Annotated in this window: 13 protein-coding genes; 8 read left to right on the forward strand and 5 right to left on the reverse strand. The window is 40.0% G+C overall.

Going from position 1 to position 25,999, the window contains the following annotated elements; translation table 11 throughout:
* Positions 1 to 310: 310 nt before the first annotated feature.
* The 5 genes from U735_RS0103185 to U735_RS0103210 all read right to left on the reverse strand — a co-directional run bounded on the left by U735_RS0103185 (position 311) and on the right by U735_RS0103210 (position 15,124).
* Entirely contained in the window at positions 311 to 1,129 is an 819-nt protein-coding gene (locus U735_RS0103185) for a helix-turn-helix domain-containing protein (protein WP_031442444.1), read from the reverse strand.
* Between the two features lie 582 nt (positions 1,130 to 1,711).
* A complete protein-coding gene (locus U735_RS0103195) occupies positions 1,712 to 2,686 on the reverse strand; it encodes a PorP/SprF family type IX secretion system membrane protein (RefSeq protein WP_232233158.1) in 975 nt (324 codons plus the stop codon).
* Positions 2,683 to 12,858 (reverse strand): T9SS type B sorting domain-containing protein, encoded by a 10,176-nt coding sequence (locus U735_RS0103200; RefSeq protein WP_031442446.1) that lies wholly within the window; start codon positions 12,856 to 12,858, stop codon positions 2,683 to 2,685. The genes U735_RS0103195 and U735_RS0103200 overlap by 4 nt, the downstream gene beginning before the upstream one ends.
* Before the next feature lie 114 nt (positions 12,859 to 12,972).
* Positions 12,973 to 13,818 carry a leucine-rich repeat domain-containing protein gene (locus U735_RS0103205; protein ID WP_031442447.1) on the reverse strand — a complete coding sequence of 282 codons (846 nt, stop codon included), beginning with the start codon at positions 13,816 to 13,818 and terminating at the stop codon, positions 12,973 to 12,975.
* A 445-nt stretch (positions 13,819 to 14,263) separates the two neighbouring features.
* Positions 14,264 to 15,124, reverse strand: coding sequence for a DUF4382 domain-containing protein (locus U735_RS0103210; protein ID WP_031442448.1), 861 nt, complete (start codon positions 15,122 to 15,124; stop codon positions 14,264 to 14,266).
* A gap of 356 nt (positions 15,125 to 15,480) precedes the next feature.
* Between U735_RS0103210 and U735_RS0103215 the strand changes: the two genes are divergently transcribed.
* The 8 genes from U735_RS0103215 to U735_RS0103250 all read left to right on the forward strand — a co-directional run bounded on the left by U735_RS0103215 (position 15,481) and on the right by U735_RS0103250 (position 25,998).
* Entirely contained in the window at positions 15,481 to 15,852 is a 372-nt protein-coding gene (locus tag U735_RS0103215; RefSeq protein ID WP_031442449.1) for a transposase, read from the forward strand.
* Positions 15,852 to 16,709 (forward strand): IS3 family transposase, encoded by an 858-nt coding sequence (locus U735_RS0103220; protein ID WP_157364993.1) that lies wholly within the window; start codon positions 15,852 to 15,854, stop codon positions 16,707 to 16,709. The genes U735_RS0103215 and U735_RS0103220 overlap by 1 nt, the downstream gene beginning before the upstream one ends.
* Positions 16,710 to 17,182: 473 nt before the next feature.
* Entirely contained in the window at positions 17,183 to 19,567 is a 2,385-nt protein-coding gene (locus U735_RS0103225; protein WP_031442074.1) for a TonB-dependent receptor, read from the forward strand.
* Positions 19,568 to 19,626: 59 nt separating this feature from the next.
* Entirely contained in the window at positions 19,627 to 20,694 is a 1,068-nt protein-coding gene (locus U735_RS0103230) for a PepSY-associated TM helix domain-containing protein (protein WP_157364990.1), read from the forward strand.
* Between the two features lie 465 nt (positions 20,695 to 21,159).
* Positions 21,160 to 21,636, forward strand: coding sequence for a hypothetical protein (locus U735_RS0103235; RefSeq protein ID WP_031442451.1), 477 nt, complete (start codon positions 21,160 to 21,162; stop codon positions 21,634 to 21,636).
* Between the two features lie 742 nt (positions 21,637 to 22,378).
* Positions 22,379 to 23,449, forward strand: coding sequence for a sensor histidine kinase (locus U735_RS0103240; protein ID WP_034247986.1), 1,071 nt, complete (start codon positions 22,379 to 22,381; stop codon positions 23,447 to 23,449).
* Positions 23,442 to 24,119 (forward strand): response regulator, encoded by a 678-nt coding sequence (locus tag U735_RS0103245; protein ID WP_031442453.1) that lies wholly within the window; start codon positions 23,442 to 23,444, stop codon positions 24,117 to 24,119. The genes U735_RS0103240 and U735_RS0103245 overlap by 8 nt, the downstream gene beginning before the upstream one ends.
* Positions 24,120 to 24,258: 139 nt before the next feature.
* Entirely contained in the window at positions 24,259 to 25,998 is a 1,740-nt protein-coding gene (locus tag U735_RS0103250) for a TrkH family potassium uptake protein (RefSeq protein ID WP_031442454.1), read from the forward strand.
* Position 25,999 lies beyond the last annotated feature (1 nt).

Below are 25,999 nucleotides of genomic sequence, written 5' to 3' on the forward strand. Positions count from 1 at the left end.
TTCTAGGATGAGAACTGCTAATTCAAATAAAATCAACTTTACACGTACCGCTCGGAATAATACTGAGTGGTCGACCTGCCCGCTAATCTTCATTTTATTGCCACCGTATTACATTTTGGATGTAATAACTAAAATAATAACAAAGCAGTACTCTGTCTTGTACAGATGCGACATAATCGGTTTATTTAATGCGAGTCGGCGTAACTTGAAAATTTCTGTACCAATCCCGTACTCTTTTTTATACCCTTCCGGCTCTTTTAGGGTATAGTTGATTATTTATTTAAGAAATAGCGTTCCATAACTTTTTGGACTATCGGTTCAAAAGGTAATTAATGTAATTCATATCCAGTTCCACAATGCTGTTGGGGGAAACCTTCAAATATTCCTTTACATACCTTGACATGTGAGACTGATCATAATAACCAGCCTGATCGGCTAACTCGGACCAAGTAATCTTGGGCCGCGTCAGTAAAAGATTCATCAAGCATTTAAATTGATAAATTTGAACGTAAACTTTTGGGGATAATCCAATCATCCTTTTAAATTGCCTTTCCAAAGTTTTACGATGACAATGACAATTTTGTTCAATTTCCTTTATGGTATTTCCACCTTGGTTAATATGGATATATTCCATGACCCTTTTAATGTTATCCACGTCTTTACCTACAACATTTAAACCAAGAAAAAAATCATTCAAGACTTCGATTTGATGTTCGCTGTTTTGATTTGCCCTAAATTTGGCCAAAAACTTATCTGCTTCCTCTTTGCCCAGAAAGTCACTTAACGTTATGGCCATATTTTTTAAGGTAGACATATCGGTTCCAAAAAGTTGATACTTGCCCAGAGGTTGAAAAAATACCATGATCGTTTTAAGTGGACCATTGATCTGTCCATAAACTGGAAACGTTACCTGCCCGGTAACCACAGCGCTTTCCGTAAAGAAATCCTCTCCTTCTAATTTTGCGACAAGTTTATTCGGGCTGTTTGTAGATTGGATAATAAATCCGCTCAATCCCAATGGAGGGGAAAAATAGGGTTCGACGACACCCTCTTGAATTTCCAGGATACCATAGCTCGAAATGTATTCCCGCAATCCTGGATGGGGCAGATAAGTGGTTGGCTGGGTCATTAATACATTGAAGGTTAGTTTTTCTGATATGGCTTATTGCCCTGACGGTAAAATAATGTAAATATTGCCAGTTTTCAGATGTCGAACACTAAAACTACAATTTATAACAGGAATGTTCAACAATTTTATTATTAAGGTTGTAAGCCGGAACTTTGAATTACCCTAAGGAATTTTGGCATGGTATGCACTAATACCTATAATCTTTAATTTCCAATTCCTTTGAACCTTATAAATTTTAGGTGTCCTAGAGATCAAAGTTCTCGCCTTTGGGGTTTAAGCAACCGTATCCTACACGTACAATGATTCATGGGAATGAGCAAAAAAAAAGAAATGTACGCTATAGGCTACCTTTCATTAACATCATTGTGTACTTCACATGTGAATGCAGATTCAGTGACCAGGTTACCGAAAAGATCCGAAACCATATAATGGGTTTTCAAGAATTCATTAATTTTGAAATTTTGAACATTGATTAAATGTGTTCCGATGAACTCGGAATCGACTATTTATATGTCATTCCCTTTTTTCTAATAGATTAAAAAACCAGCAGCCATTTTTCATCGAACAAATATTGCCGCAAGATCAATAGGTACATCGACAATTACTGATACCTTGGAATAGGTCTAATCCAATGGTTACTACATGTGTACCGGTGCTATAGCCCAATATCTCGTTAAGAATGATCTGGTAGGAATATCCGAAATAGAAATTACTTTTCTTAAGTCCGGCCAATGGAGCAATGTACAATGGCCTACCAATTTGGTCATTTAAAAAACGGTAGGTAACACCCGCATAATAGTAATCCTCAAAATCGTACCATCTAAATTTTAGGTTTAAATCCGCTTCGGATCTACCGTCACTTTCAAATATTTTGTATAGTAGGGAGGGTTCTATTTCCATATTACTGTTTCTGGATTTTTTATATCGGTATCCAGTATAGGCATAGAAGTTTCTAAGTTTGTTGGGTTCATAGATAGGATCGAAAATATATACATCCTTGTTGATAACGTTTGAGGCATTTACACTGAAATAAAAGGAATTTTTTCGGTACAAAAGACCTACATCGAAGTTGTGGTTGGATGTGGATCTGTCATCGGTTACCCCTGGATCAAAACCGGCATCTATAAATTCTTCTACATCCAATCTAAATTGATTAAAATTATAGGAGATACCAAAGGATAAAAATTCGTCCTCGTAACGGTCCAAGGTCAAATGGTGGGCAAAGGATATTCGTGCACCTTGTTGTTTGGTATAGCCATTGGAATCGTTATATAAAAACAAGCCTATTCCCGATTTTTCCCCTAACCTCATATCGGCTGCCAAAGACTGGGTCCTTGGCGCATCCTTAATACCAACCCATTGCGCAAGTCCGTTCAACCTTATTTTTACATGATCACCAATACCTGCATAAGTAGGTGACAAAACAAAAGGGTTATCCGCCAAATATTGAGAAAGCTGCGGTGAATTGAGTTCCTGTCCATTTAAGGTAATGGCCCATAAAATCAAAAAGAATAACGCGAAATCTTTAACCTTTCTATATTTGGTCAAGATCATCATCGGTACAGGGTAAAATGTCCAAAAAATTCTCTTTTATAATCCTCCTCATTAAATTGTACCACGTACCAATAATCCCCGGTAGGTAGTTCCTTGCCCTCATAGGTTCCATCCCAACCGTCAATATTGGATAATCTGGCCACCACCCTACCGTAACGATCGTAAATCTTCACTGTTAAATCGGGAAAATATTCTGCATTGCCAGGCTTCCAAAAATCGTTCATACCATCACCGTTGGGAGTATAGAAATTGGGCATTTTAATATCCACGAATTCCATAAATATATCGGCGATGGCCTCACATCCATTTTCATCAACGACCCTTACTTCATAAGTGCCCGTTCTACGAATGCGGTAGGTGCTATTGCCGCCCATGTCAATTCCATTTAGATAAAAGGTATATTCCAACCTCCCTCCCTGGGCGACCGCTGTTATTTCATTCACGTTACTTTGTTCCAAGCTAAGGGTCAATGGTTCATAGTTTTCTATATAGAATCCAACGGTCTCTATACAGCCGTTTGCGTGTGCAATGGCAATGTAATGGTCCCCAGTGGCGATATTCCTGAAATTTGGATCCATTTGCATTTCCTCAGGGTCGGTAGTATCAAGGCCGTACATTACCTCGGCCAGTACCGATTGGTCCTCTAATATAATATTGACGTAATTATTTGGAGTGTTCCCAATACATTCATAGATCGGTTCCACTGTAGCACTAAGGTTGACACCAGGTTCAATGGTAGCAACAATAAAAGTTTCACAATCTTGTGCATCCTTTATAAAAATCAAATAATCACCTGCCGAAAGATCTGAAAAGTCCGTTCTACCCAAAATATAATCCGAATCTGCATTGGAGTTTATGGCTGTCCTATAAGGAGCAGTACCTCCACTGATAGATAGACTTATCGTCCCATCTGCGTTTCCTATACAGGTTTCCGGGGCGGTAGTTGCGCTTACCTCTATCACAGCAGGTTCTGTAATAGTATATTCGAGATACTCAAAGCATCCATTTTGATCTTGTGCTATTACGGCATAATCACCCGGAGCCAAATCCGTAAATGTATTTATCGAATCGAATTTATCAAGATTGGGCGATATGGAATAGATATATCCACCTGCGCCACCTGCAAGGTTTACCGTAATGGAGCCATTCTCTTCACCGAAACAGTTTACATCTACTACCTGGTCGGTATATGATAAAGGTAAAGGTTCTTCAATAACGACCTGTTCCGGAGCGGTCGTACAATCTTCACTGGTTACATTGACCCAATACGTGCCTGCCACAAGATCCTTAAATACCCCCGCACCCTGTGGTCCTACCAATCTATTGGCCGGTTCAATACTATTCAAGTAAAGTTCATATTGGTAATTGCCAAGGCCACCAGTGGCCCCTGCATAGATTACAGCAGTGCCCTCTCCTGTACAATTGATATAAGCCGACGTTCTATTAACGGTCAGGGTCAAGGGTTCGATAGGGTTTTCTGTAACTGCATTTGAAACGATCGCCCCACAACCATTTATGGCATCCCGAACATAATATTGATAGGTTCCGGCGCCCAAAACCCCTAAATCGGGTATTCCCATTGGATTGCTCGTCATTGGCAGAAAGGTTATATTGTCCGAACTATATTCATAGGTTCCGCTTCCACCTATGGCAGTGAGTTCAAATTCGGCACCTGTGGCACAGGTCAAGGGATCTGTCCTCACTAATGAGGCAAAAACCATTGGAGGCTGGGTGATGGTCACTTGATTGGTTTCAACATCACAGTTCCATCCATCCGTTACCGTTATACTATAAATGCCGGCTCCCAATCCCGTAAAGGTATTGGACGTCTGCTCCCCAGACGTAAAATCCAATAAAGAACCGGCATCATCATAGTAATTTAAGCGATATTCGTAATTACCGCTTCCCCCACTTGTAACTATGGCCGTGACCGTAGCATTATTATCGTTGTAACAACTTAGCATGGTTGTTAACGGAATTGCATTGGCAATAATTGGCACTGCTGGAGACAACACTTCGGCATCCAAATAAATACAACCAAAATTATCGGTAACCTGAACAATAAAATTTCCGGCAGATAATTCTGTGAACAACATTGCCCCCACATCATCGGCATTGTATACTTGCCCTGTCGTGGCATTGGTCAATACGATATCATAAGGAGCATAACCCCCACTAGGGCCAACTAAGATCTCACCCATGTTATCCGTACATTCCGCTTCCGCCACCGGATCAACGATGGCAGTCAAAGGCATATTGGGCGAACTAATTGCAATTACATTGGAATCATCGGAACAGTAAGGGAATTCTGTCTGGGTTACCCTTATAAAATAATTTCCGCCAGATAATCCATTAATAGTTAAAGGAGTTGAGGCCGAATTGCCCAAACCTGTTTGTACACTTACTCCATTCTGGGTAAAAACTTCATAATCGATAGCTCCGGAATATCCTGTAATCTGGAAGTCCATGGTGCCGTTGCCATCCCCTAAACAAGTAACGGGCGATGTGGCAGTGGCCAATATATCCATTAGATCATAAGGGGCAATATCGTACGGGGCAGTGTCAATATAACATCCAGTGGTTAAATCAGTTATCCTAAAAGTATAATTGCCAACGGCATTAAGGTTATAGGAGGCCGATGTGTTGGTCGGTGTCCCGGTCAGTATCCCATTGGGGTTTCCAAGCGGCAACAGCTCAAAGGAATAGGAATTGGCCGGATTACCGTCATCGGCCACGGTAATTACAATTTCCTCCGGACCGGCACACGAGATCGCACTGATTTGGGAAATGCTAGCGGTAAAAGTATTAAGGGGTTCTACGGTCTGTGTAGGCAAGGCAAAAAGACAGCCATTGGCATCCCTTATTACGATATCATAATTGCCCGCATTTAATGCCTCATAGGTAAAAACGGTCCCTAAGGTGGGCAGGAAATTACCTCCGTTTACACTGTAGAAATAATTTGGGGTACCAGTGCCGGAAGTAATGGTTACTTCTATTACAGCGGCTTGCGTTGCACTGTTCATGTCACAAGCAAAAGGTACCACATTGGTAATGTTGGCTTCCAAGGCTATTGGTTCTCCAATAGTCACTTGGTCCAGGGCAATACAATTCCGATTGGAGGTTACGGTGATATCCCATACCCCTGCTGCCAGTCCGGTGAAAACACCTGAACTTTGTGAAAAACTGGAAATTCCGTTGGTTATTTCATATAAGTACGGCGGATTATCATTTACCCCGACACTTGAACGCTCAAGGTTTACCGTGATACTGCCATCCATACCACCGAAACAACTAACATCGGTCCACGCTGTGGCCAACAAGGTTATAGGTGTTGGTTCCTCCAATGAAATAGGGAGCTCAATATAACAATTCGGGGTACCTAACGTATTGTCCGTCACCCGTACCACATAATCCCCAAAAGGAACTCCTGTGAACTGATTACCAATTGGGGTGATCCCCGATGGTGATAGATCGGAAGCTAATAACTCGGCAGTATACGAGCCCGATCCTCCGTTGACCGTAAATTCTATAACACCATCGTCAGCTGAACAACCGGGTTGTACCATTACCATAGCGCTTACTTGTAGTTCCGGGGCGATCACAATACCCTGTATATCACTACAGCCATTACCATCCACTATTTCAATAATATGACTGCCCGAATTTAAACCAGGAATGGTTATCATGCTGCCTACAGCGTTCAGGCCTGTAACAACCCTCGGTGCACTACCATTTACCCGCACAGTATAAGGCGCAACGCCAGCAGTTGTAAGTGTTATGTCTATTGCGTAATTTCCTTCCGATCCCAAACATTGATTGTTTACGGCAAGGCTTATTTCCGGGGAAGGATCCGATGGAACTACAACGGTATCCTGTTGAATACAGTTATTGGCATCCTTAATATAAACGATATAATTGCCTCCTTCCACATTAAAAACATTAGTAGAACTACCTGTCCATGTCGCTACTGTCGGAGGTGTATCCGTAGATAAGGTAATCTGATATTCATACGGAGCAGTGCCAAACTGACCAATTGCCGCAACTTGACCGGCATTTAAGTTACAGTTATCATTTTTTATCAAGGAAGCCGTAACCTGTAAAGGATTTGTAGATTCTGAAATTGTAAAAATTTCAGAACCCACGGAGCAACCGTCATAGCTACCTCCTACCTCTTCAAATAGGACATAGTAGGTGCCCGGGGCCAAAGGACCCACATCGGTTACACTTACGCCAGTACCTACACTGGGAGGATTTACAACTACCGAACCCATAATGCCTGTTGTGCTGTTGGACTGAAAATTAAATACTTCATAATTGACATTTGTGGCATCAGGTGCATAATCGTCAATGGTAAAGCTTACATTTCCATCTGCATTTCCGGTACATGTTACGTTATTAATGGCATCCAAGTTGGTCGTTAGGTTCGAGGGTGTATCAATGGGTAGATCGGCCGTTTCAAAATAATAACAGTTACTGGTCAAGTCATGTACCACAAAACTATAGGTTATACCAGGGAGCAATCCCGTAAAGGTCGCCGTATCCCCTCCCGGAGTATCAGCAGACTGATAATCATTAATCGGGTCATCCACATATGGCGCCGTATAAGTTTCAAGAACGGCAAATTCATAATTGCCGCTCCCCAAGACTGAATTTACGGTAATGATAGCCGTACCGCCCAAATTACAATCTACGGTGGCAGTACTTACATTAATATCCAAATCATCTGGTGGGGAAGCTATTATATTGGTTGTCCTTACAGAGCAACCATTGGCGTCTACAACGTCTATCTCATAGATACCGAACTCCAGAATGGTAAAGGTATGGTCCTCTCCCCCTAATGTAGTTGTATAGCTATCGGTATGACCATTGTTTCCAGTAAGATAATAAGTGTATTCTTCAGTCCCTCCACTGATATTGGTGACACTAATGGAACCAGGATCCATACCATTGCTCAGGTCGCAGGTAATGGGTGTTACCACTATATCATAGGTTATGGGATCCGGCTCATCAATGATTATTGTTTCCGTATCCGAGCATGATTTTGAATCCGTTACGGTTACTTCATATTCACCGGCAGGTAAACCAGAAGTTTGTTGGCCATAGACAGTTCCTGTTGTTATATTTACTACGGATATCGTGTAGGGCGGTAGTCCAGTGGTGCCATCAATATTTACCTGAATAGTACCTCCATTTTCACCATTACATAGAATTTCGGTAGTCTGAATTAACGAAAAACTGGGAAGTAAATATGGATCCACAGTTGTTGTGGTGCTTACAGTACATCCACTGGCATCGGTAATGTTAAACGTATAGGTGCCCGCTGTAGGTGCAGCATAAGAAAAAGGAATTCCGGGTACCGTTGTACTTGTTTGTTCCAAGGTTCCGTCCAAATAAACCTCATAGGTGTAATTGGGAGATCCATCCGCTATAGTGATTTCGATTTCCGCATCGGGCGAAACACTACAGTCCAAACCTTTGATAAGGTTTGAAGTCGCTGACAAGGTCGGAAATATTTCCAAACTGGCCGTATCGGTACAACTTTTGCTATCTATGACTTCAACGGTATAACTGCCAGGCCCCAATCCTGTAAAATTATTTCCCGATTGATAAGCCCCTCCGTTCAATCGATATTGAAAAGGCGCCGTACCGCCAGATATAACATTTGCGGTTAAACTCAGTCCCACAGTACTATCATAACATAGATTATTGGCGATCAATTCCAAAACTGGAGGTGGAACAGGTGCAAATGCAAAATTTTGGGCAACTTCACAACCTCCTGCATCCCTAACTGTAACCGTATAGTTCCCTGAGGTGTCATTTAGTCCTGAAAAAGTATTGTTTCCCTGTGGTCCCGTAGTGGATCCGGAAGGGTCCATCAATTCGTATTCATAACCGCCCCATCCACCGCTGGCAGTTATAGTGACCGCTCCAGTGGAAGTACATGAGATCTCTGACACGTCCAGACTTGTAATTAGAAGCGAGGACGGTGGAGCATTCACGGTAACGCTTGTAATTGCCGAACAGTTCGTATCACTATCGGTTATTGTTATGCTATAGGTCCCTTCGGCCAGGCCGGTCAGCGGAATGGTATTGGCAGTTGCCCCTGTATCCGAAAATGTTAAAGGTCCGGTTACCACATAGTCATAAGAAGAATTAAAATTGCCCACATTAAAAGTAATGGCGCCATCAGATAGGCCAAAACAGCTGACATTATTGATCAATTGACCGTTCACCCCAATTGGCACTACGGGAGCTATCGTATAGCTTTCTTGAATTGTGCAACCCTTATCATCCGTAACCTGAAAGGTATATGTTTTTGGGGATAGGCCCGTGAAGGTAGCATTGTTACCATTATTCACCACATCCGAAGCGGGTGCTATAATTTCATAGATAAAAGGGGCATTGCCATCAACAACGGTAACAGTGACATCCGAGACCAAATTAGGGCACACTGGCTGCGTGGAAGTAAATATAAGATCAGTAGGTGGATCTAAAGGGTCGAGTATTATTGGATCGGTCATCATGACACAACTGACCGCGTCCCTGATCGTTATGGTATAGGTACCCTCGGTGAGCCCAGTAAATCTTTCGGCACCCGGACCGGAGAAAAAGTTCACTCCATCTATACTGTATTCATATGGCGCGGTTCCGCCCGTTACGTTTTGCGCCTCAATTATTCCGTCCTGCAAACAGGTATAACCCTGAATCAATACGGCATTACCGCCAAGGGAATTGGCCGGCTGCGAAATGGTATGATACTCAAAATAATCACAGGAAGCACTTCCTTTCCGTTGGTTTATGACAATGGCATAGTCGCCTGCCGCTAAGCCAGGGAAATTACCCGAGGTATTGGTAGACAGGGCATTATTATAATCATAATTTTCTTCGTCAAATGTGGCTGCGTCAAAAAGATAATAAGTTAGTTGATACCCATTGCTGTTGACGAGGTTGAATCTTATTGTTCCACTGGATTCCCCGTAACACAGTACATCGATTACGGAAGTGGCATTGTATTCTGCAGCAGGCCTAAACTCAATGGCTACCGTATTGGAAATGGACGGGCAATTGAACCTGTCGACTACTATAAACGTATACTCCCCTGGATCATAGATGTCAAAGATCTGGCTTGTCTGGTATGCCGAGGCCGGAATATCACCGACCGAAGGATAAGAAATTACAGTATCCCCATCTTCATTGACATAGGACCAAATAGCATAGGTATGTGGCGTTTTTCCTCCGCCAGAGCTCATGAGGATATTACCCTCTTTGCAGGTAATGTGCTGCGAAACCCTTGCTTCTAAATATAGGTTATTGAAGTTTTCTATTGCTATTTGTTCCGTATGTGAACAACCATCGGCCGTTCTGGCTATCGCTATATAATTTCCTGGGTTTAGATTTTCAAAAGTAAAATTATTGTCCTGTTGCGACGTTTCGCTATCCACAAGCGTTCCCTGGCCTCCATTGGAGCCATCATCCAACCTGATCTCAAATTCATAATTGGGCGGGGCCCCGATAATCTGTATGTTGACCGATCCAAGGCCGGAACAAGTTACCGGGGTTGTGCTTACAGCATAGGTTGCGTTCCTTTCCAGAATACCTATGTCCGGTGTACTAAAGATACAGGCCCCAGGGATAGGCATCCCTGCATTGTCCAATTGTACAACTTCTACACGGTAACCACCATTTTGTCCCGTGACGAAATTAAAACTCGGACCGTTGTTCGCACTAAAAGGTATTATGATATTACCATTTGCTGCATTGACCAGTTGATAACCATAACCATTCCCTAAGTTCGTGATAGTTATGTTACCGGGGCTTGCGCAGATAATATCCTTTTTGTTGTATTGTATGTCAAGATCGTTTTGGAACACATTAAAATAGAAACGGCTGAAACAACCATTTTGATAATTGACCACCAAACGGAACTTTCCTGCAGTATTGGCCGTATAACTGGAACCAGAGGCTATTGGATTCCATGTACATGTGGCATTCTTGTTAGCACAATTATCCCCGGAATCCGAACAACTCCCTTCTACCAACTGCTCCCAAGAAATACTCATAGCATCGCTAATGGCAACTTGGAGCAATTGTGTATCGTTTGACCCACATAAGAAAATCTTGGGCAATGGGCTACCATCAATGGAACAACTCACTATTTCACCTGAAATATTATTGGTGGGATCGGTATCGCCATTTAAGTTGTTGAAATAATCAACTATTGGATTGGTCTGGGTAGCTCCATAAAGTTCCACATTTATAGTTTCAACAAAGCCTTTACAGGGATCTGCGACTATTTTATCCACTAGATATGTTCCTATCCTGTCTACGATCAAAGTGCTGGCATCGTTATCCGGGTCTCCATCGTCCAATATAGAATCTGTTGCATCGATTTGATTATTGCCATTATCATCCCTATACCATACATAATCGTCAAATCCATCACCAACATTCAAAATTAATTGTTCACCACAAAGTTTGACTGTGCTGGTGAAGGTACAGTCATTCAGGTCGTCCAATAGGAAGTTTGTCGCCCCGGGCACTACAAACCCACAAGTGTTAAAGTCATGGACACTGGGGTCATCGGTAATTATGTTGTTGTTGATAGCACCGGAATAGGTGGAAAAGGCCAAATTCTGAATTTGATCGGAACAGGCATCTACAAAGTCATAGCAGTTTTCGGCTACCTTTACCCGCATACGAATACTGTATTCCGGATCATTTTCTTGAACAAGGCCATCTGGAATGTTGAATATAATCGTTCTGGTCGATTCATCGAAAGAATAGGTAACCCCAACCGGCAGAACCAAATTGGTCTCGTCCAATGTCACGTTTATAGGCAATACATCGCGTATCGTATAATTCACCGTATCATCATTACCTATATTCTGAAATGTAAGGACATAATCAAGGGTCTGGCCCAGATTCACTCCCAAGCCTGTAATATCATTACCCCCGATATCCTCCACCCTTTTTTCCAGAACAATTTCCGGTTCGATCTGTTCAACCAAAAAAGCGGCAAGGAATGCACCATAACCATCGCCTGTAGATGTAAACCGCATAGTCGCTCCAGTTTCATCGTTGGGCAGTATTGAATTGCTTGGATTGTTCAGATCAAAGATATCCAGATCCAATCCCAGGGTATTGGTTCCAAAAGGTGTCCGGGTAGATACTTGGGTGTCATTGTCCGATATCGTAGAATTAAAAAAGTTGTTGGCCGGGTTCAGATTGGTGGTGGACAGGTTTGTATATGATGCAGTCATGTTCGCCTTCAAAGCGAACCTATCGTTGGTTATGCTCCTATCTCCTTCCAAAGCCCCTACGGCCAATCTTGCATTTACGGGAAAACCGGAAGGTAGGGTCTTAAATCCGTTTACGTTTACATCAACGGACCCAATACTTCCGGACAAACCTGCATAGCCGTCAAACAATGAAATAAATTTCCCTGTTTGTGAAGGATTTTCATAAATGACGACCATCACCCATCCTGCCGAACTGGAGCCGTTCCTAACCCCCTTTGTAGCGCGGATATTGGCTATGGTATATTCACCATTTGGGTTCGGATTGGCCCGTACCAGATCTGTTATGTTTTTATAACATATGTAGGGAGAATCCTTGAAAGAGTTATTGATATTGCTGTAATCATAACCATCGAAAATTATATCATCCTCTTCTCCAATTAGGTCTGGAGCAGTATCCGCAGTTAGGTCGATATAGCTACCTCCAGGAACCTTAAATTTAATATTGAACCAATCCTCAATTCTTTGGGTACCGGTAAATTGCGCAGAGCCATCGGTACTTCTTTCATTTGGATATGTTGCCGCCCAATAAAGTCCCGCATAGCGAATTTGGGAACAGGATGGATCAGGAACACTTAGCTCCGCACTACTGGAACTAAAAGTGGAGGAATCACCATCGATATCGATATACTCCATCCAAAGACTGTTGTTGTTTTCGGTACCATTGTATGGGGTATTCGCCAGAGAAGGGTCCACTTGGGAGGCCCTGTTCAAGATGTTGTTCCCGACCAGTATGATATCTCCCCGTAAATCTATATTGCCGCCATTAAGCCGAGGAGCAAAAGGAACAGCCACTTGCGCATGAGATAAGAAAAGGTTTCCAATAAGTAGGATAAGGAATATTTCAACTCGCCTGTTTATAAATTGGGTGGTTCTCATATCTTTGGTAGGTTATTGCGGACTATTGTAGTGCTAAGTATCTAATTGGGGATTTGGAAACTAAGGGAAAAGAAATAGTCATTTTTTAAATGGGATTCCAGCCTTTCTTTTAACCTATGGGCCGTGACCATTTTTGTAATCCTTTCCTTTATTGGATGGTTCTTGGTTTGTAAAATCAGTCTTAAGCAATTTGGGCTTTCTGGTTGTTATTTCATGTAAATGGGGTATTACAAAATCATTATTTTTTAGTTGCGATATTTTCAGTTTGGGTAAGAATATTACCCTTTCAGGGAAATCCCCAGAAACATCGTTCTCGTCTAGGATCATAGATTTCAGATTGGAAGGTGACCCAATGCTTTCTGCAACTGGACCATTAAATCTATTGTGTGCAAGATCTATTTGCTCTAATGACTTCACATCTCCTAGTTTCACAGGAAGGTGATCGTACAGTTCGTTATAAGAAAACTGCAGTAATTTTAAATGACTCAATTTTCGCATACCTTGAGGGAACATAGCGGACAATTTGTTGTATAACAAATCCATGATCACCAATCGTCCAATTCCGCCCAGATTTTTGGGAATACTTCCACTAAGTTGGTTTTTTCCTAAAGCAATAACAATTAGTTTCCTTAACTTAGAAATACTTGGGGAAATATTGCCCTGTATAGAATTCAAAGCTAAATTTTGCACCCTTAAATTGGACAGTTCTACAATTGAATTGGGAAGTTTTCTGGATAGATTGTTCCTGAACAATTTAATGGTCATAAGAGTATTGTTCTCCACACGGACCCCGTACCATGTGGAAATTGGGCCGATCAAATCCCGCGGTATCGACCAATCAGGTCCATTCGTACTTGTATATAAATTTAAAAGTGAGCGTTTTTCAGGCTCATGAATCCCTCCAAAAACTACTTGAACCGTTTTCAGAAATAAAACGAGAATAATTGATACTGTATCCATTTTCAAATGATCAATAAGCCTTTTTATATGATAAGCCTGAATTCTTTAAATTTAGGTTTATATAGTTGAGATAGATGTATAAGTGATATTCCTTAATTCATAAATGGCGTTAAACAATGAATTAAAGTAATCACAATCTTGGACGAAGTGCAAAAATAATCGTTGAATGTTAGGGCTAGTGCCAATTTATGTTGTGAAAGGACAATAATCTGTGGTTTAGAGATGGGGCATATTGGTATTTAAAAGTGATTCAACTCTGATGGATCCATGTCCAAAATCCATAAAACACATCTTTGGGTTATTAAAAATAATACGATTTTTGGCACGAATTTATTGCTTGGTGTTTTGGTCGATACTTATCATATTTTGATTTATTCAAAATAGAATAAGGCTGTCCAAATAAAATTCAGACAGCCTCTTTATTATATTACGATTTGAAGGACCTTTAGTTCCCTTCTTCCGTTGCTACAGAATTATTAAGTTCAAAATCCTGTACAGTTTTGTTCCCTGCAACAATTTCAATGTCTTCGGCAGATTGTACATCGTATCCTTCAAGATCCACGGTCACATCATAGTCCCCGGACAAAAGACCCATAACCATATAGGCGCCGGTCTCATCGGTAAAAGTTGTTGTATTTAAGGTATCTGCTGCAAAAATCGATACTTGTGCCCCTTCCATTCCAACGGCTATTTCTTCTTGTATGCTCGTCACCATTCCTGCGAGGCTACCAGCAGTAGTAAGGTTACTAGCTTTTATTACCGGCTTAAAATTAAATCCAGTGATGTCGGCAATATCATTACTGTTCCCTTTTGGAACGAAGGATCTGCTTACATCAAAATCCAACAACAAGTCGGCACTTAAATTACCGGTTACTGTTACACCAGGTTTTATAAAGACTTTTATACCAGTTTGTTCACCACTGGGAACATCTAATCTATAAGTAGTACCATCCGTAAGTACTACATTGACGCCTTTCACATAGACCCTTACAAGATCATATGTGCCAACTGGAACTTCAGTATTTACGACAGTTTCTGTAATGCCATTGGTCAGGTCCAAAAGATTTATCTCCATTTCTTGTTCCATTAGAACAACAAATGAATCGTCCGTTTCCCCATCCTTGTTTCGGGCATCAATTTTAAATAAGGTAACATTCGCCTCGGCAACCAAATCATGTGGAAAAGGGGCATCTGTCAATTGAATTGACATTTTTCCCATTTTTGCACTCTCGTCGTTATTATCTGTACAGCCAACGAATATGGCAAAACTGGTAAATAAAATAAATGACAACAATTTAATTTTCATAATTTTAGATTTTTTGTTCAACATTTTTAAGTAGGTTTTAGCCCGAATAGTTCGGGCAATTAATATGTATAACAACACAAAGCATATAAAACCCTACCGTTAAAATCAATTTTTTTAGGTTATTTCGATGAAATACAGGCTTTAAAAGTTTGCTTTATTGTAAAGATATACGGGTCCAATCACCATAATAGTTCATTTCACAACTATAAATTTTCTCAATCGAACCAAAAATGTAGGTTTTCAATCCTTGGAGCTGTAATAAGTGTAATATAAATTCCTTGGCACCACAATGATAATTAGAGCGAAGATTATTGATTTGACCCGTCCTGAAATATGTATACAAAAAACCAATGTATATGTATAAAAATGATGGATATGTAAGACGTTACAGCGAAAGCTTTAAGCTCAAGATTCTCGCAGAACTTACGAAAGGAAACCATTCCAAAAGGCAAATTGCATTAACTTACGGGATACAATCCAGTACTATCAACGTATGGATCAAGAAGTATGGACGTAAAGATTTAATGAACACCCGTGTAACCGTGCAAACAGACGATGAATTCACCCGTATCAAAGCCCTTCAGAAAGAGCTGAAGCAACTCAAGGACCTCCTGATCAAAAAGGACCTTGATAAGCTCGTTACCGACAGCTATCTTCAAGTGGCCGCCGAGAACCTGGGGTACAAAGATGTTGAGGAACTAAAAAAAAACTTAAACATCGAGCCCTGATGAAAATCGCACCCAAAAACAGAAAGGACAGACTGTTCACCATCGATGCTATTTGTGAGGCATTTTCTTTAAAAAGAGATGCCTATTACAAATTCCATAAACGTTATCTAGCTAAAACGGAGGTGGAACAGATCGTTGTCGGGCTCGTTAGAAAAAGTAGAAGAACGCTACCCAGGGAAGGCACTAGAAAACTGATGAAGTCGTTACAAAACGATTTTCAAAAACAACACCTGAAAATAGGCAGGGATAGACTATTCAGTATCTTAAGAGAAAACAGGTTGCTGGTAAGAAGAAAAAAATATTCTACCAGGACGACCAATTCACATCACCGGTTCTATAAATACAACAACATCATAAAAGACCTAAAAATCAATAGGCCCGATCAAGTATGGGCTTCCGATATTACCTATATCAGGACCATTAACGGATTTTGTTACCTGGCGCTCATCACCGATATGTATTCAAGAAAAATAGTCGGGTACGACCTGAGTGACAGCCTGGAGCTCAATGGAAGTATCAGAGCCCTTCAAAAAGCAATTTACCAGGCCAAGGCAACCAAAGGGTTGATTCATCATTCCGACAGGGGAATACAATATTGCAGCAATGTATATACCCAGATCCTTAAAAGAAAAAAAATGGAAATCAGCATGACGGAAGAGAATCATTGCTATGAAAATGCCATGGCTGAAAGGGTAAACGGAATCTTGAAGGACGAATTTTATCTCGACCAGACCTTTACTAGCGTGGTCCATGCTAAAAAGGCGACCAAAAACGCAATCAAGTTGTACAACAACAAAAGATTACATTTATCTTTAGATTATAAAACACCTAATTACGTACACCAATATGCCGCTTAAACTGAATATTAATCTGTAGCCGTATTTTAGGACGTGACAATTGTTTATATAACATATAACATATATCATATAACATATAATTATCATTATATCGGCGATTTAATTCTTGCGAGACTTCTAAAAATTTGACAAGAAATGAAGCTTTCATCAAGGAAATTCATCATTATCACATCCCTAACATAATTATAAACCACCAATTAAATATTATATTCAATTCATAAAATAAATATAAAATTGCCGTGTCCAACAGGACATTAAATTCCCCGAAATGAGGCGGGCTTGGCAGTTTTATATTTTAACAGAACAAGATATTCCCCTGTGATAAAATTAATTTGACCATCAATTAATAACCAGAGTTATATTCAATAGTATAATTCAAAACTTTAGACAAATAAAAGTTAAAAATAATTTGACGCTATTAATTTGGATTCTATATTTGCTCCTTGTTTTAAATTAATCTAAATAAGAATAGAATGAAAATTATGACCTGGGCCGTAGCCTTATTACTCTCTTTTTACGCGTTCCCGCAAGCTAGCATCAAAGGCAAAATTACAGATGAAGCCAATCAACCACTTATAGGTGCAACCGTTTATATTTCCGAATTGAACAAGGGCAACATGACCGACTTAAATGGTGATTATATAATTGGAGACATTGAGGAAGGATCATGGACGGTTATCGTGAGAATGCTTGGATATCAAACTCAATCTAAAAAAATCACTATAGCACCGAACTCCACCTGGAATTATGATTTAGTTTTACAAGAAGATCTGAACGATTTGGATGAAGTAGTGGTTTCCGCCAGCAGGCATTCCGAATATCTTTCTGAAATTCCGGCATCCGTTACCGTTGTAGGCCTTGCCAAATTGGAGGAGTTTGCTCAATCTACCTCCAACATCAGCGAAATACTGGAATTTACCGTCCCGGGTCTTGCCGCCTCTACAGGTACCTTTTCCAATTGGGGTCAAACCCTCAGAGGGCGATCACTATTGGTTATGGTCGATGGCATTCCCCAATCTACCCCATTGAGAAATGGGCAACTGGGAATAAAATCCGTAAATCCCAATGATATTAGCCGTGTAGAAGTAATCAAAGGAGCCACATCCATCTTCGGAAATGGGGGCAATGGCGGTTTTATCAATTATATCACCAAGAATCCAGCTTCCAATAAAAAAATTGAAGGCACTACCAATATCTGGGGCTCCGCCAATTTGGCTAAAACAAATGATGCCTTAGGCTGGGGCATACATCAGTCCCTAAAGGGCAACTTGAATAGATTCAGTTACTACATCAGCGGCAGTTTGGAACAGACGGGTAATAAATACGATGCAGATGGAGTTCCCATTCTCCCTACATATGGTTTTGACAACACCGATATTTATAGCACATTTGGAAAACTGGAATATTTACTAACAGAACAACAAAAACTTACCCTTAGTGGTAATATCTACCATTCCGCTCAAGATAGCCCCTTCATTCCGGTGGCAGCGGAGGTAGAAGTCTTTAATGAGAATGGGGATTATACGCTTGTTCCTGGTTATGGCGTAAAGGGGACCATTGTTGGTGAAGAACCTACTGGGACGACCTTGGTCAATGGACAATTAAAATATAGTCTCAACAATATATTCCAGGGAACTACCAATTTTGAAACAGACCTATATTATCAAAACACCGAGAACGTATTCTTCTATTCCGACAAATTCGAAAACGGTGGACAATCCGTAATAAATGCCAAAAAATATGGCATCAGACCCAACTTCAATACCAGTTTTGGTTCATATGGCCCAACAAATATAACTTTGACCTACGGCGTAGACCTTTTAAAGGACAAAACCAATCAAGGGCTTTTGGATGGAAGGCTATGGGTTCCAAATATCGATTTGATGAGTTGGGCGCCCTACGCGCAATCTACCATAAAACTTAAGAACCAATGGGTTCTTAAAGCAGGTTTGCGATATGACGATATGAATATGGATATCGTAGATTACAACACCCTTCCCTATTCAGCCAAAAGCGATGGCAATTTCAGTCCATCTGTAGCTGTGGAAGGTGGTAAACTTAAGTTCAACAATCTGGCCTTCAACATAGGTGCCCGGTATATAGAGCATCAGGAATTTACACCTTATATAAGTTACTCCCAAGGTTTTTCCATTGCCGACCTAGGCTCTATATTGAGGTCTGCTGTGGCCAATAACATAAATGATATACAGTTGGAACCAGCGGTTACCAATAACTATGAATTTGGCTTTATATCCAAGTTCAATAACTTTCAACTAGAGGCCGTCGGCTATTACAGCACCTCCAACTTGGGCGCAGGTGTTGTATTTGTGGATGAGATCAATTCCTTTGTACCCTCTAAACAACCACAACGAATTTATGGAGGTGAGGTATCCGTAGATTATTTTAGTTGGGACAAGAAATGGCAAATAGGAACTTCATATTCCTACGTAGAGGGCCTAACCCATAGTGTTGGTGATGAGAATAACTTAACCTATTTGGGAGGTGATGTTATAGCCGCTCCAAAATGGACCACATATATTAACTGGCAGCCCACAGAAAAATTAAACACATCGCTTAGAATGACCAATCTGGGTGATAGAAACCGATTTGATCCCTTTATCGATACTAACGATACTTGGGCCTATAGACATACACAATTCCCTGTGAGTGGCTATACTTTACTGAACCTTTCTATGGCCTATCAATTAAAATCGAACCTATCCCTTTCATTAGGGGTCAACAATATATTGAACGAATACTATCTACCTGCCCGATCTCAGTGGGCCGCCCCTTTAAAAACCTTTACGGGGGTTGGAGAAGGAGCCAACGCAAAACTGGGACTTAGGTACAATTTTTAAACCATAGGCCCCATGTTCGACTATCATCATATATGGGGCCTAATTAAACAATAGCTTCTTTGATTACTTTTAACAGGTTTATCAGGAATTTACATCTGTGGCTGGGTCTAACATGCGGCCTAATCGCTTCTATCTCCGGGTTGACAGGTTCTCTATATATTTGGCAACCTGAACTAAGCGCTATGCTCAACCCAGAGTTATTGACCATCGAGCCTATTAAACCTTTTGATGAAAATAATCTCTACAAGACGGCTTACAATTTAGTTGAACAACATAAGGATAGTCTGACCAAAATAAACTTGCCCTATCGGGAGCAAAAGACTATTTCCCTGGAATACACAAATGGTGAGACCAATTATTATCATCCCATTTCTGGCTCGCTTTTGGGCAAAAAATCGAGTTCCATTGAATTTTTTGAAAATTTATTGAACTTTCACCGCACCTTGGGAATTCCTAAAATTGGAAAGTATATTACTGGAAGCAGTACTCTTTTATTTTTCCTGTTATTGTTAAGTTCTGGTGCCTATTTGTGGTGGAAAACCTATAGGACTAATTTAATCAAGGGATTCAAAATAAAATGGACAGCTAAGAAAAAGAAATTAAATTATGACCTTCATAAGGCAATTGGAGCTAGCTTTTTTGTCCCACTTATGGTCATAGCCTTTACTGGTGCTTATTTTACCTATAATACCTACTACAAAACGGCACTAAGCATATTCAATGATTCAGCAAAACCGAAGTCAGTGCAAAACGAACTTAAAATTGGAAGTCCAATTAGCCATAAAGAATATCTACTCAATCCTGATAAAGACTATGATCTTCGTACTGTCATTCTTCCCAAAAACAAACAGGAAGGATATCATTTTAGATATATTCAGGATAGATTCCAAATGGAAGGGCAAAGAAAAACCAAGGAACTGAAAATTGATCAAAAAGGATCTATTACTAGTCTGACGGATTTTCAAACAGATCCCAACAGCAACCGCATTGCAGCACAATTCTATCCCGTTCATATAGGGGAAATTGGAGGGTTATGGGGAAGGATCCTGGTATTTATTTCTGGTCTAATTCCAATAACTCTCTTTATAACTGGTCTAAAGTTGTATCTCCTAAAAACAAAAAGGTGATTGAAGATACCTCGGGAGTAAATTTTTATTAATTACTTAGTCCTTTAAAATCCACTATACTTTAGTGGACTTACAACAAAAAAAATGGACAGTTAGGTAAGAGCCATTCAGCCACCTTTTGATTATTCAATTCTATTTCGATTTCCCAGATTATCTTATTTACCAAGATAGGGTATATTCATGTTCAGTTGCACCAGTTTACTTTCTGTTGGACAAGCGACAATTCTCCTTCTGACCTAAGATGCTAGTTTGGGCTATATATTCATACTACCCTAAAACTTTAAAAGACTGATTCAGCTACTGAATTATCCAAACAATTACCTTTTCTGCCCATTCTTTGTATTACCAATCCATTTTAACTCAAAAGAGTATTGAGAAATTCTTCATTTGTGTCAAAAATTTACCCAATTGTTGCAACGGGGTTTTTAGTCGTTGCCTAATTTACCAGTGCCAAAATCAAAACACATGTATCAAACTAGCCAAATTGAGAATCAAGTGGAAATTGCAAGCAAACTGCATTGGATAATCCTGAAGAATATGGAATTGGAAATTAACTATCTAAAAGTGACAAACTTTGTTGCCAGTAGGAATCTCAAGACCTACTTTCTTAAAAAAAGTAGTGATCTAAAAAAATTTACCGAATCCTTGAAATACGAGGTCTCCATCGCATATCCCCAGCTTTTTCCTAATGCCTTGGCAAAATACACCCTTCAGTGGTTAGATCCTGTTGCAATTCTGCAATCGACCGATGAAGCTACCATATTCGAACTATCACTATATGGAGATAGAAAAGCGGTAAGAGAATATGAGAACCTATTGAACAAGTATTTGATACCATATGAAATTTACCATCTCATACGTAAACATAAAATGTGGATAGAGGTAAATCTAATCAAATTTACGAAAATGGAGGATTTATATGACAGAAATACCAAATACTAGGATCAACTATTGCACAATTTAAAAAATTGCCACATTTAAACGCTGTCGGCTCAATAAATATAGAATTTTCACCTATAGTTCGTCTGTTACCTTATGCAATGCGTTCTATGGAACCACTTTCTTATATTCCAAGGATTTTGTTTTTCCCACTTTATACCATCACCATTAATGCCGTAAAGCTTTTTAATTTCTTATTATTATGGTTGATCTATTTTAACATAATATAATTAAATCACCTCCAATTAGATAATTTATAGAAAAGATATCAGAAAGATTCTGTTTTTCTTTAAAAGTTGAAATCAACTTATAAAGAATAGATATATAGACAAGTTTAATATGTCCATTGAGCAGACTGTTTAGTTGGATAATCTGCCGATTTCAATCTCAGCTGCTTTAATGAGTTTTTCAAGATGTGCTGAACGTTCCTTGTTATTAGTACGTTTCAAATAGTAATGGGAACGCTCGATCAACCTTTGGCAATAAGCGATCTGCGAATCAATCGGCAGATTTGAGATCGTATTTTCGAAAAGAAGGTCCAGATCGCTCAACGTATTGGTTGGCGTTCTTCGAATAAAATAATTGAGTATAAATTTCAAAACTTTTTATTCAAATAACCACAATTATCAGGCCGAAAAGTCACATGGGATATACAGAAAAATCCAAACAGCGTCTCGAACAAATGTTTATAAAATCTTTATATCTCTTTGTTTATCTTTGAACCAAAAATTAAATAGGCGTCAAAATGGCATTAAAACTGAGCAGAACGGAACAGTATGTCATAAGTGTCTCTCTTACCCTATTAGCATGCTTCGCCTCTTATCTATTCAAAGATATTATCGGGTACCGTATTGTAGCTCTTATTTTATTACTTGTAGTATCCATATCGGCTATACTGTTCGATATCTTTCCTGTTCTATTGACTGCACTTCTGAGTGCCATTATTTTAAATTTCCTCTTCATCCCCCCGACCTTTACATTCAATATAGATTCAGCAGAAGATATCCTGTTGTTTCTTATGTACTTCGTAATTGCCTTGATCAACACAGTCTTGACTTTTAAAATCAGACAGTTTGAGAGAAAAAGAAGGGACGAGGAAGAAAAGGGGAAAACAATTGAGCTATATAATACTCTTCTGAATTCCTTGTCTCATGAATTAAGGACCCCGATCTCGACGATCATTGGAGCAATAGATACCATTGCCGACCAGAACGCCAAATTATCCGAAATAAACAAGTTCGAACTTTATAAGGAAATAGAAATAGCTGGATATAGACTAAACAGGCAAGTGGAAAATTTATTGAGTATGAGCCGTCTGGAAGCCGGTACCATCAAGCCATCCTATGATTGGTGGGATATCAACGAAATTGTGTTCACTGTACTTAAGGAAAATATAGCCGATGCTAGTGACCACACTATCCTCTTTGAGCCAAATGATTCATTACCATTGATAAAAATAGATGGTGGTTTTTTAGAAATGATATTGCACAACCTTGTGCACAATGCAATTCAACATACCCCAAAAAATACTACAATTATCATCGCTGTCGACTGGTCCACAATTGAGCTTCTAATTTCGGTCTCGGACAATGGCCCCGGTTTCCCAAAAGCGCAAATGGACCTGGTATTCGATAAGTTTTACAAATTGAACAGTACGGTTACCGGTGGAACGGGCCTGGGACTATCAATCGTTAAGGGATTTACCGAGGCGCTGAAGGGTAAAATAATTTTAAGGAACTTGAAATGTACAGGAGCATCATTTACGGTTAAAATCCCTGTAGAAATATCGGACATACATTATTTTGACAATGAATAGAGCACAGATATTAATAATCGATGACGAGCCCCAAATCAGAAAATTATTGCAGATCAATTTGGAGAGCAATGATTACAAGGTAATCCAGGCCGCTACAGCCAAAGAAGGGATAACGTTATCGGCAAGCTACATGCCCGATCTCATATTATTGGACATCGGCCTTCCCGATCAGAATGGTCATGGTGTGCTCAAAGAATTAAGGGAATGGTACAACAAACCTATCATAATACTTTCAGTGCAGGACAATGAGGCTGATATCATTTCCGCACTGGACAATGGGGCAACGGATTATCTGACCAAACCCTTCCGGGCAGGGGAACTATTGGCAAGGATACGCTCAGCTATACGAAGAAATCATACTAAAACCAGCGAAACGAGCCTGCACTTTGGAAACCTTGAAATCGACCTTGTTGCCAGGATACTTAAACGCGGAAAGGAAATAATTAAACTCACGCACACGGAATACAATCTATTGGCATTGTTCGCCAAAAACGAAGGAAAAGTGTTGACGCACCAATTCATGCTAAAAGAAGTTTGGGGACACGGGTATCTTACCGATACACAATATTTAAGGGTCTTCGTTGGGACACTTCGCAAAAAAATCGAAGAGGACCCGAACAATCCAAGACATATCGTTACCGAAAGTGGGGTGGGATACAGGTTCCAATAATCTTTATAAAATCTTTATACCATTGCCAGAACTTTAATTTTCTATTTACGACTTTATAAGGAATTTTGTAGAACCGTCCTTATTTCTTCTGAGAGCGGACCAAAACCAATTGCTATTGAAGATCCTAGGTAATAAACAGATGGGCCTAAAATTCCTGTACAGGTCAGCCTTTATATTTAGTCTGTTGGGCATGTTGTTGTTAGTTCTAGATTTTGGGTTTGATAAGTCGCCCAAGATCCAGCAGATCTTTATTGGGTTTTATTTTGTGGTGATCATCCTTGGTATAGTCACCGTGCTTGTCCGTTACTTAAAGTCCCACACACATATAAAGAGGAGCGTTCTCATTTTCGATGGGGTCGGCATCTTCATTACTTTGACCATTTTATACGCCCATTTTTTAGATGTGAAGGGCCATGTATCGCTTCTTTATAATGATAACTGGGTAAAATTTGCCATCATTATTACCTTTATTAGGGAGTTTTCTGAAAGGCACATCAATATTAAACGGACAGTTGTGAATCCTGCGCAGTTGTTCATTCTGAGCTTTTTAGGTATAATAGGCCTAGGCGTCCTATTATTGATGTTGCCAAATGCCACCCATAATGGGATTTCTTTTTTGAACGCCTTGTTCACCTCGACCAGTGCGGTCTGTGTAACCGGACTGATCGTGGTGGATACCGGTAGCTACTTCACTATCTTTGGTCAAACGGTCATTTTATGCTTAATTCAGGCCGGGGGTATCGGTATTCTTACTGTTGCCAGCTATTTCGGTTATTTTTTCAAAGGGGGTGCTACTTACGAAAATCAGTTGACCCTTAACGATTTGACGGGCGTTGGTAAATTGGGCGAGGTGTTCTCGACCTTAAGACGTATCCTTTTGATAACCTTTTCCATAGAGTTAGTAACAGCCTTCCTAATCTTTTTTAGTTTCGAAAATTCTGTGTTCAATACTTTGTTCGAACGCTTATTCTTTTCTGTATTTCATGCCGTATCGGCCTTCTGCAATGCGGGTTTCTCCACACTTCCAAATAACCTGTACGAAGAAGAGTTTAGGAGTAATTACGCCCTGCAGAGTGTTATACTTACAGCATTTGTACTAGGTGGGCTGGGATTCCCCATTGTTGTTAACATCATAAAATACCTGAAATATTTTTTCATCATAAAACTGTTCTATGTTACTGGAAAGCAACAGATCCACAAACCGTGGGTACTCAATATCAACAGCCGTATAACATTGGTTACCACCATTGCCTTGACAACCGTCGCCACCGTGCTGTTTTTCATTAACGAATATGACAATGTCCTGGCGGGCCATAAAGGTATAGGTAAGTTTGTCACGGCACTTTTCGGTGCTGCGACTCCAAGAACAGCGGGTTTTAATACTATAGATATGGGTGCGCTGCACTTTTCAACATTAATGATGATTTTCCTGTTGATGTGGGTAGGCGCATCCCCCGCCTCTACCGGTGGTGGCATCAAAACCAGCACTTTTGCGATTGCCACACTTAATTTTTTAAGTTTGGCTAGGGGAAAATCAAAAATAGAAGTGTTCCGAAGGGAAATTGCAGATATATCCGTACGCCGTGCATTTGCCATCATTGCATTGTCATTAGTGGTAATAGGTTCGGGAATTATTCTATTGTCAATTTTTGATGCTCAAAAGAGCTTGTTGAGCCTTGCCTTTGAATGTTTTTCAGCCTATAGTACAGTGGGACTGAGCATCGGAATAACTGCACAATTGAGCGAAATGGGCAAATTTGTCATAATCCTGATAATGTTCATCGGACGGGTAAGTATGCTGACATTTTTAATTGCCGTCTTCAAAAAGGCCAGACATCAGAATTATCAATATCCGAAGGAAGAAATTATAATCAATTAAA

Origin of the sequence: Arenibacter algicola, assembly GCF_000733925.1 — a bacterium.
Classification (GTDB): Bacteria; Bacteroidota; Bacteroidia; order Flavobacteriales; family Flavobacteriaceae; genus Arenibacter; species Arenibacter algicola.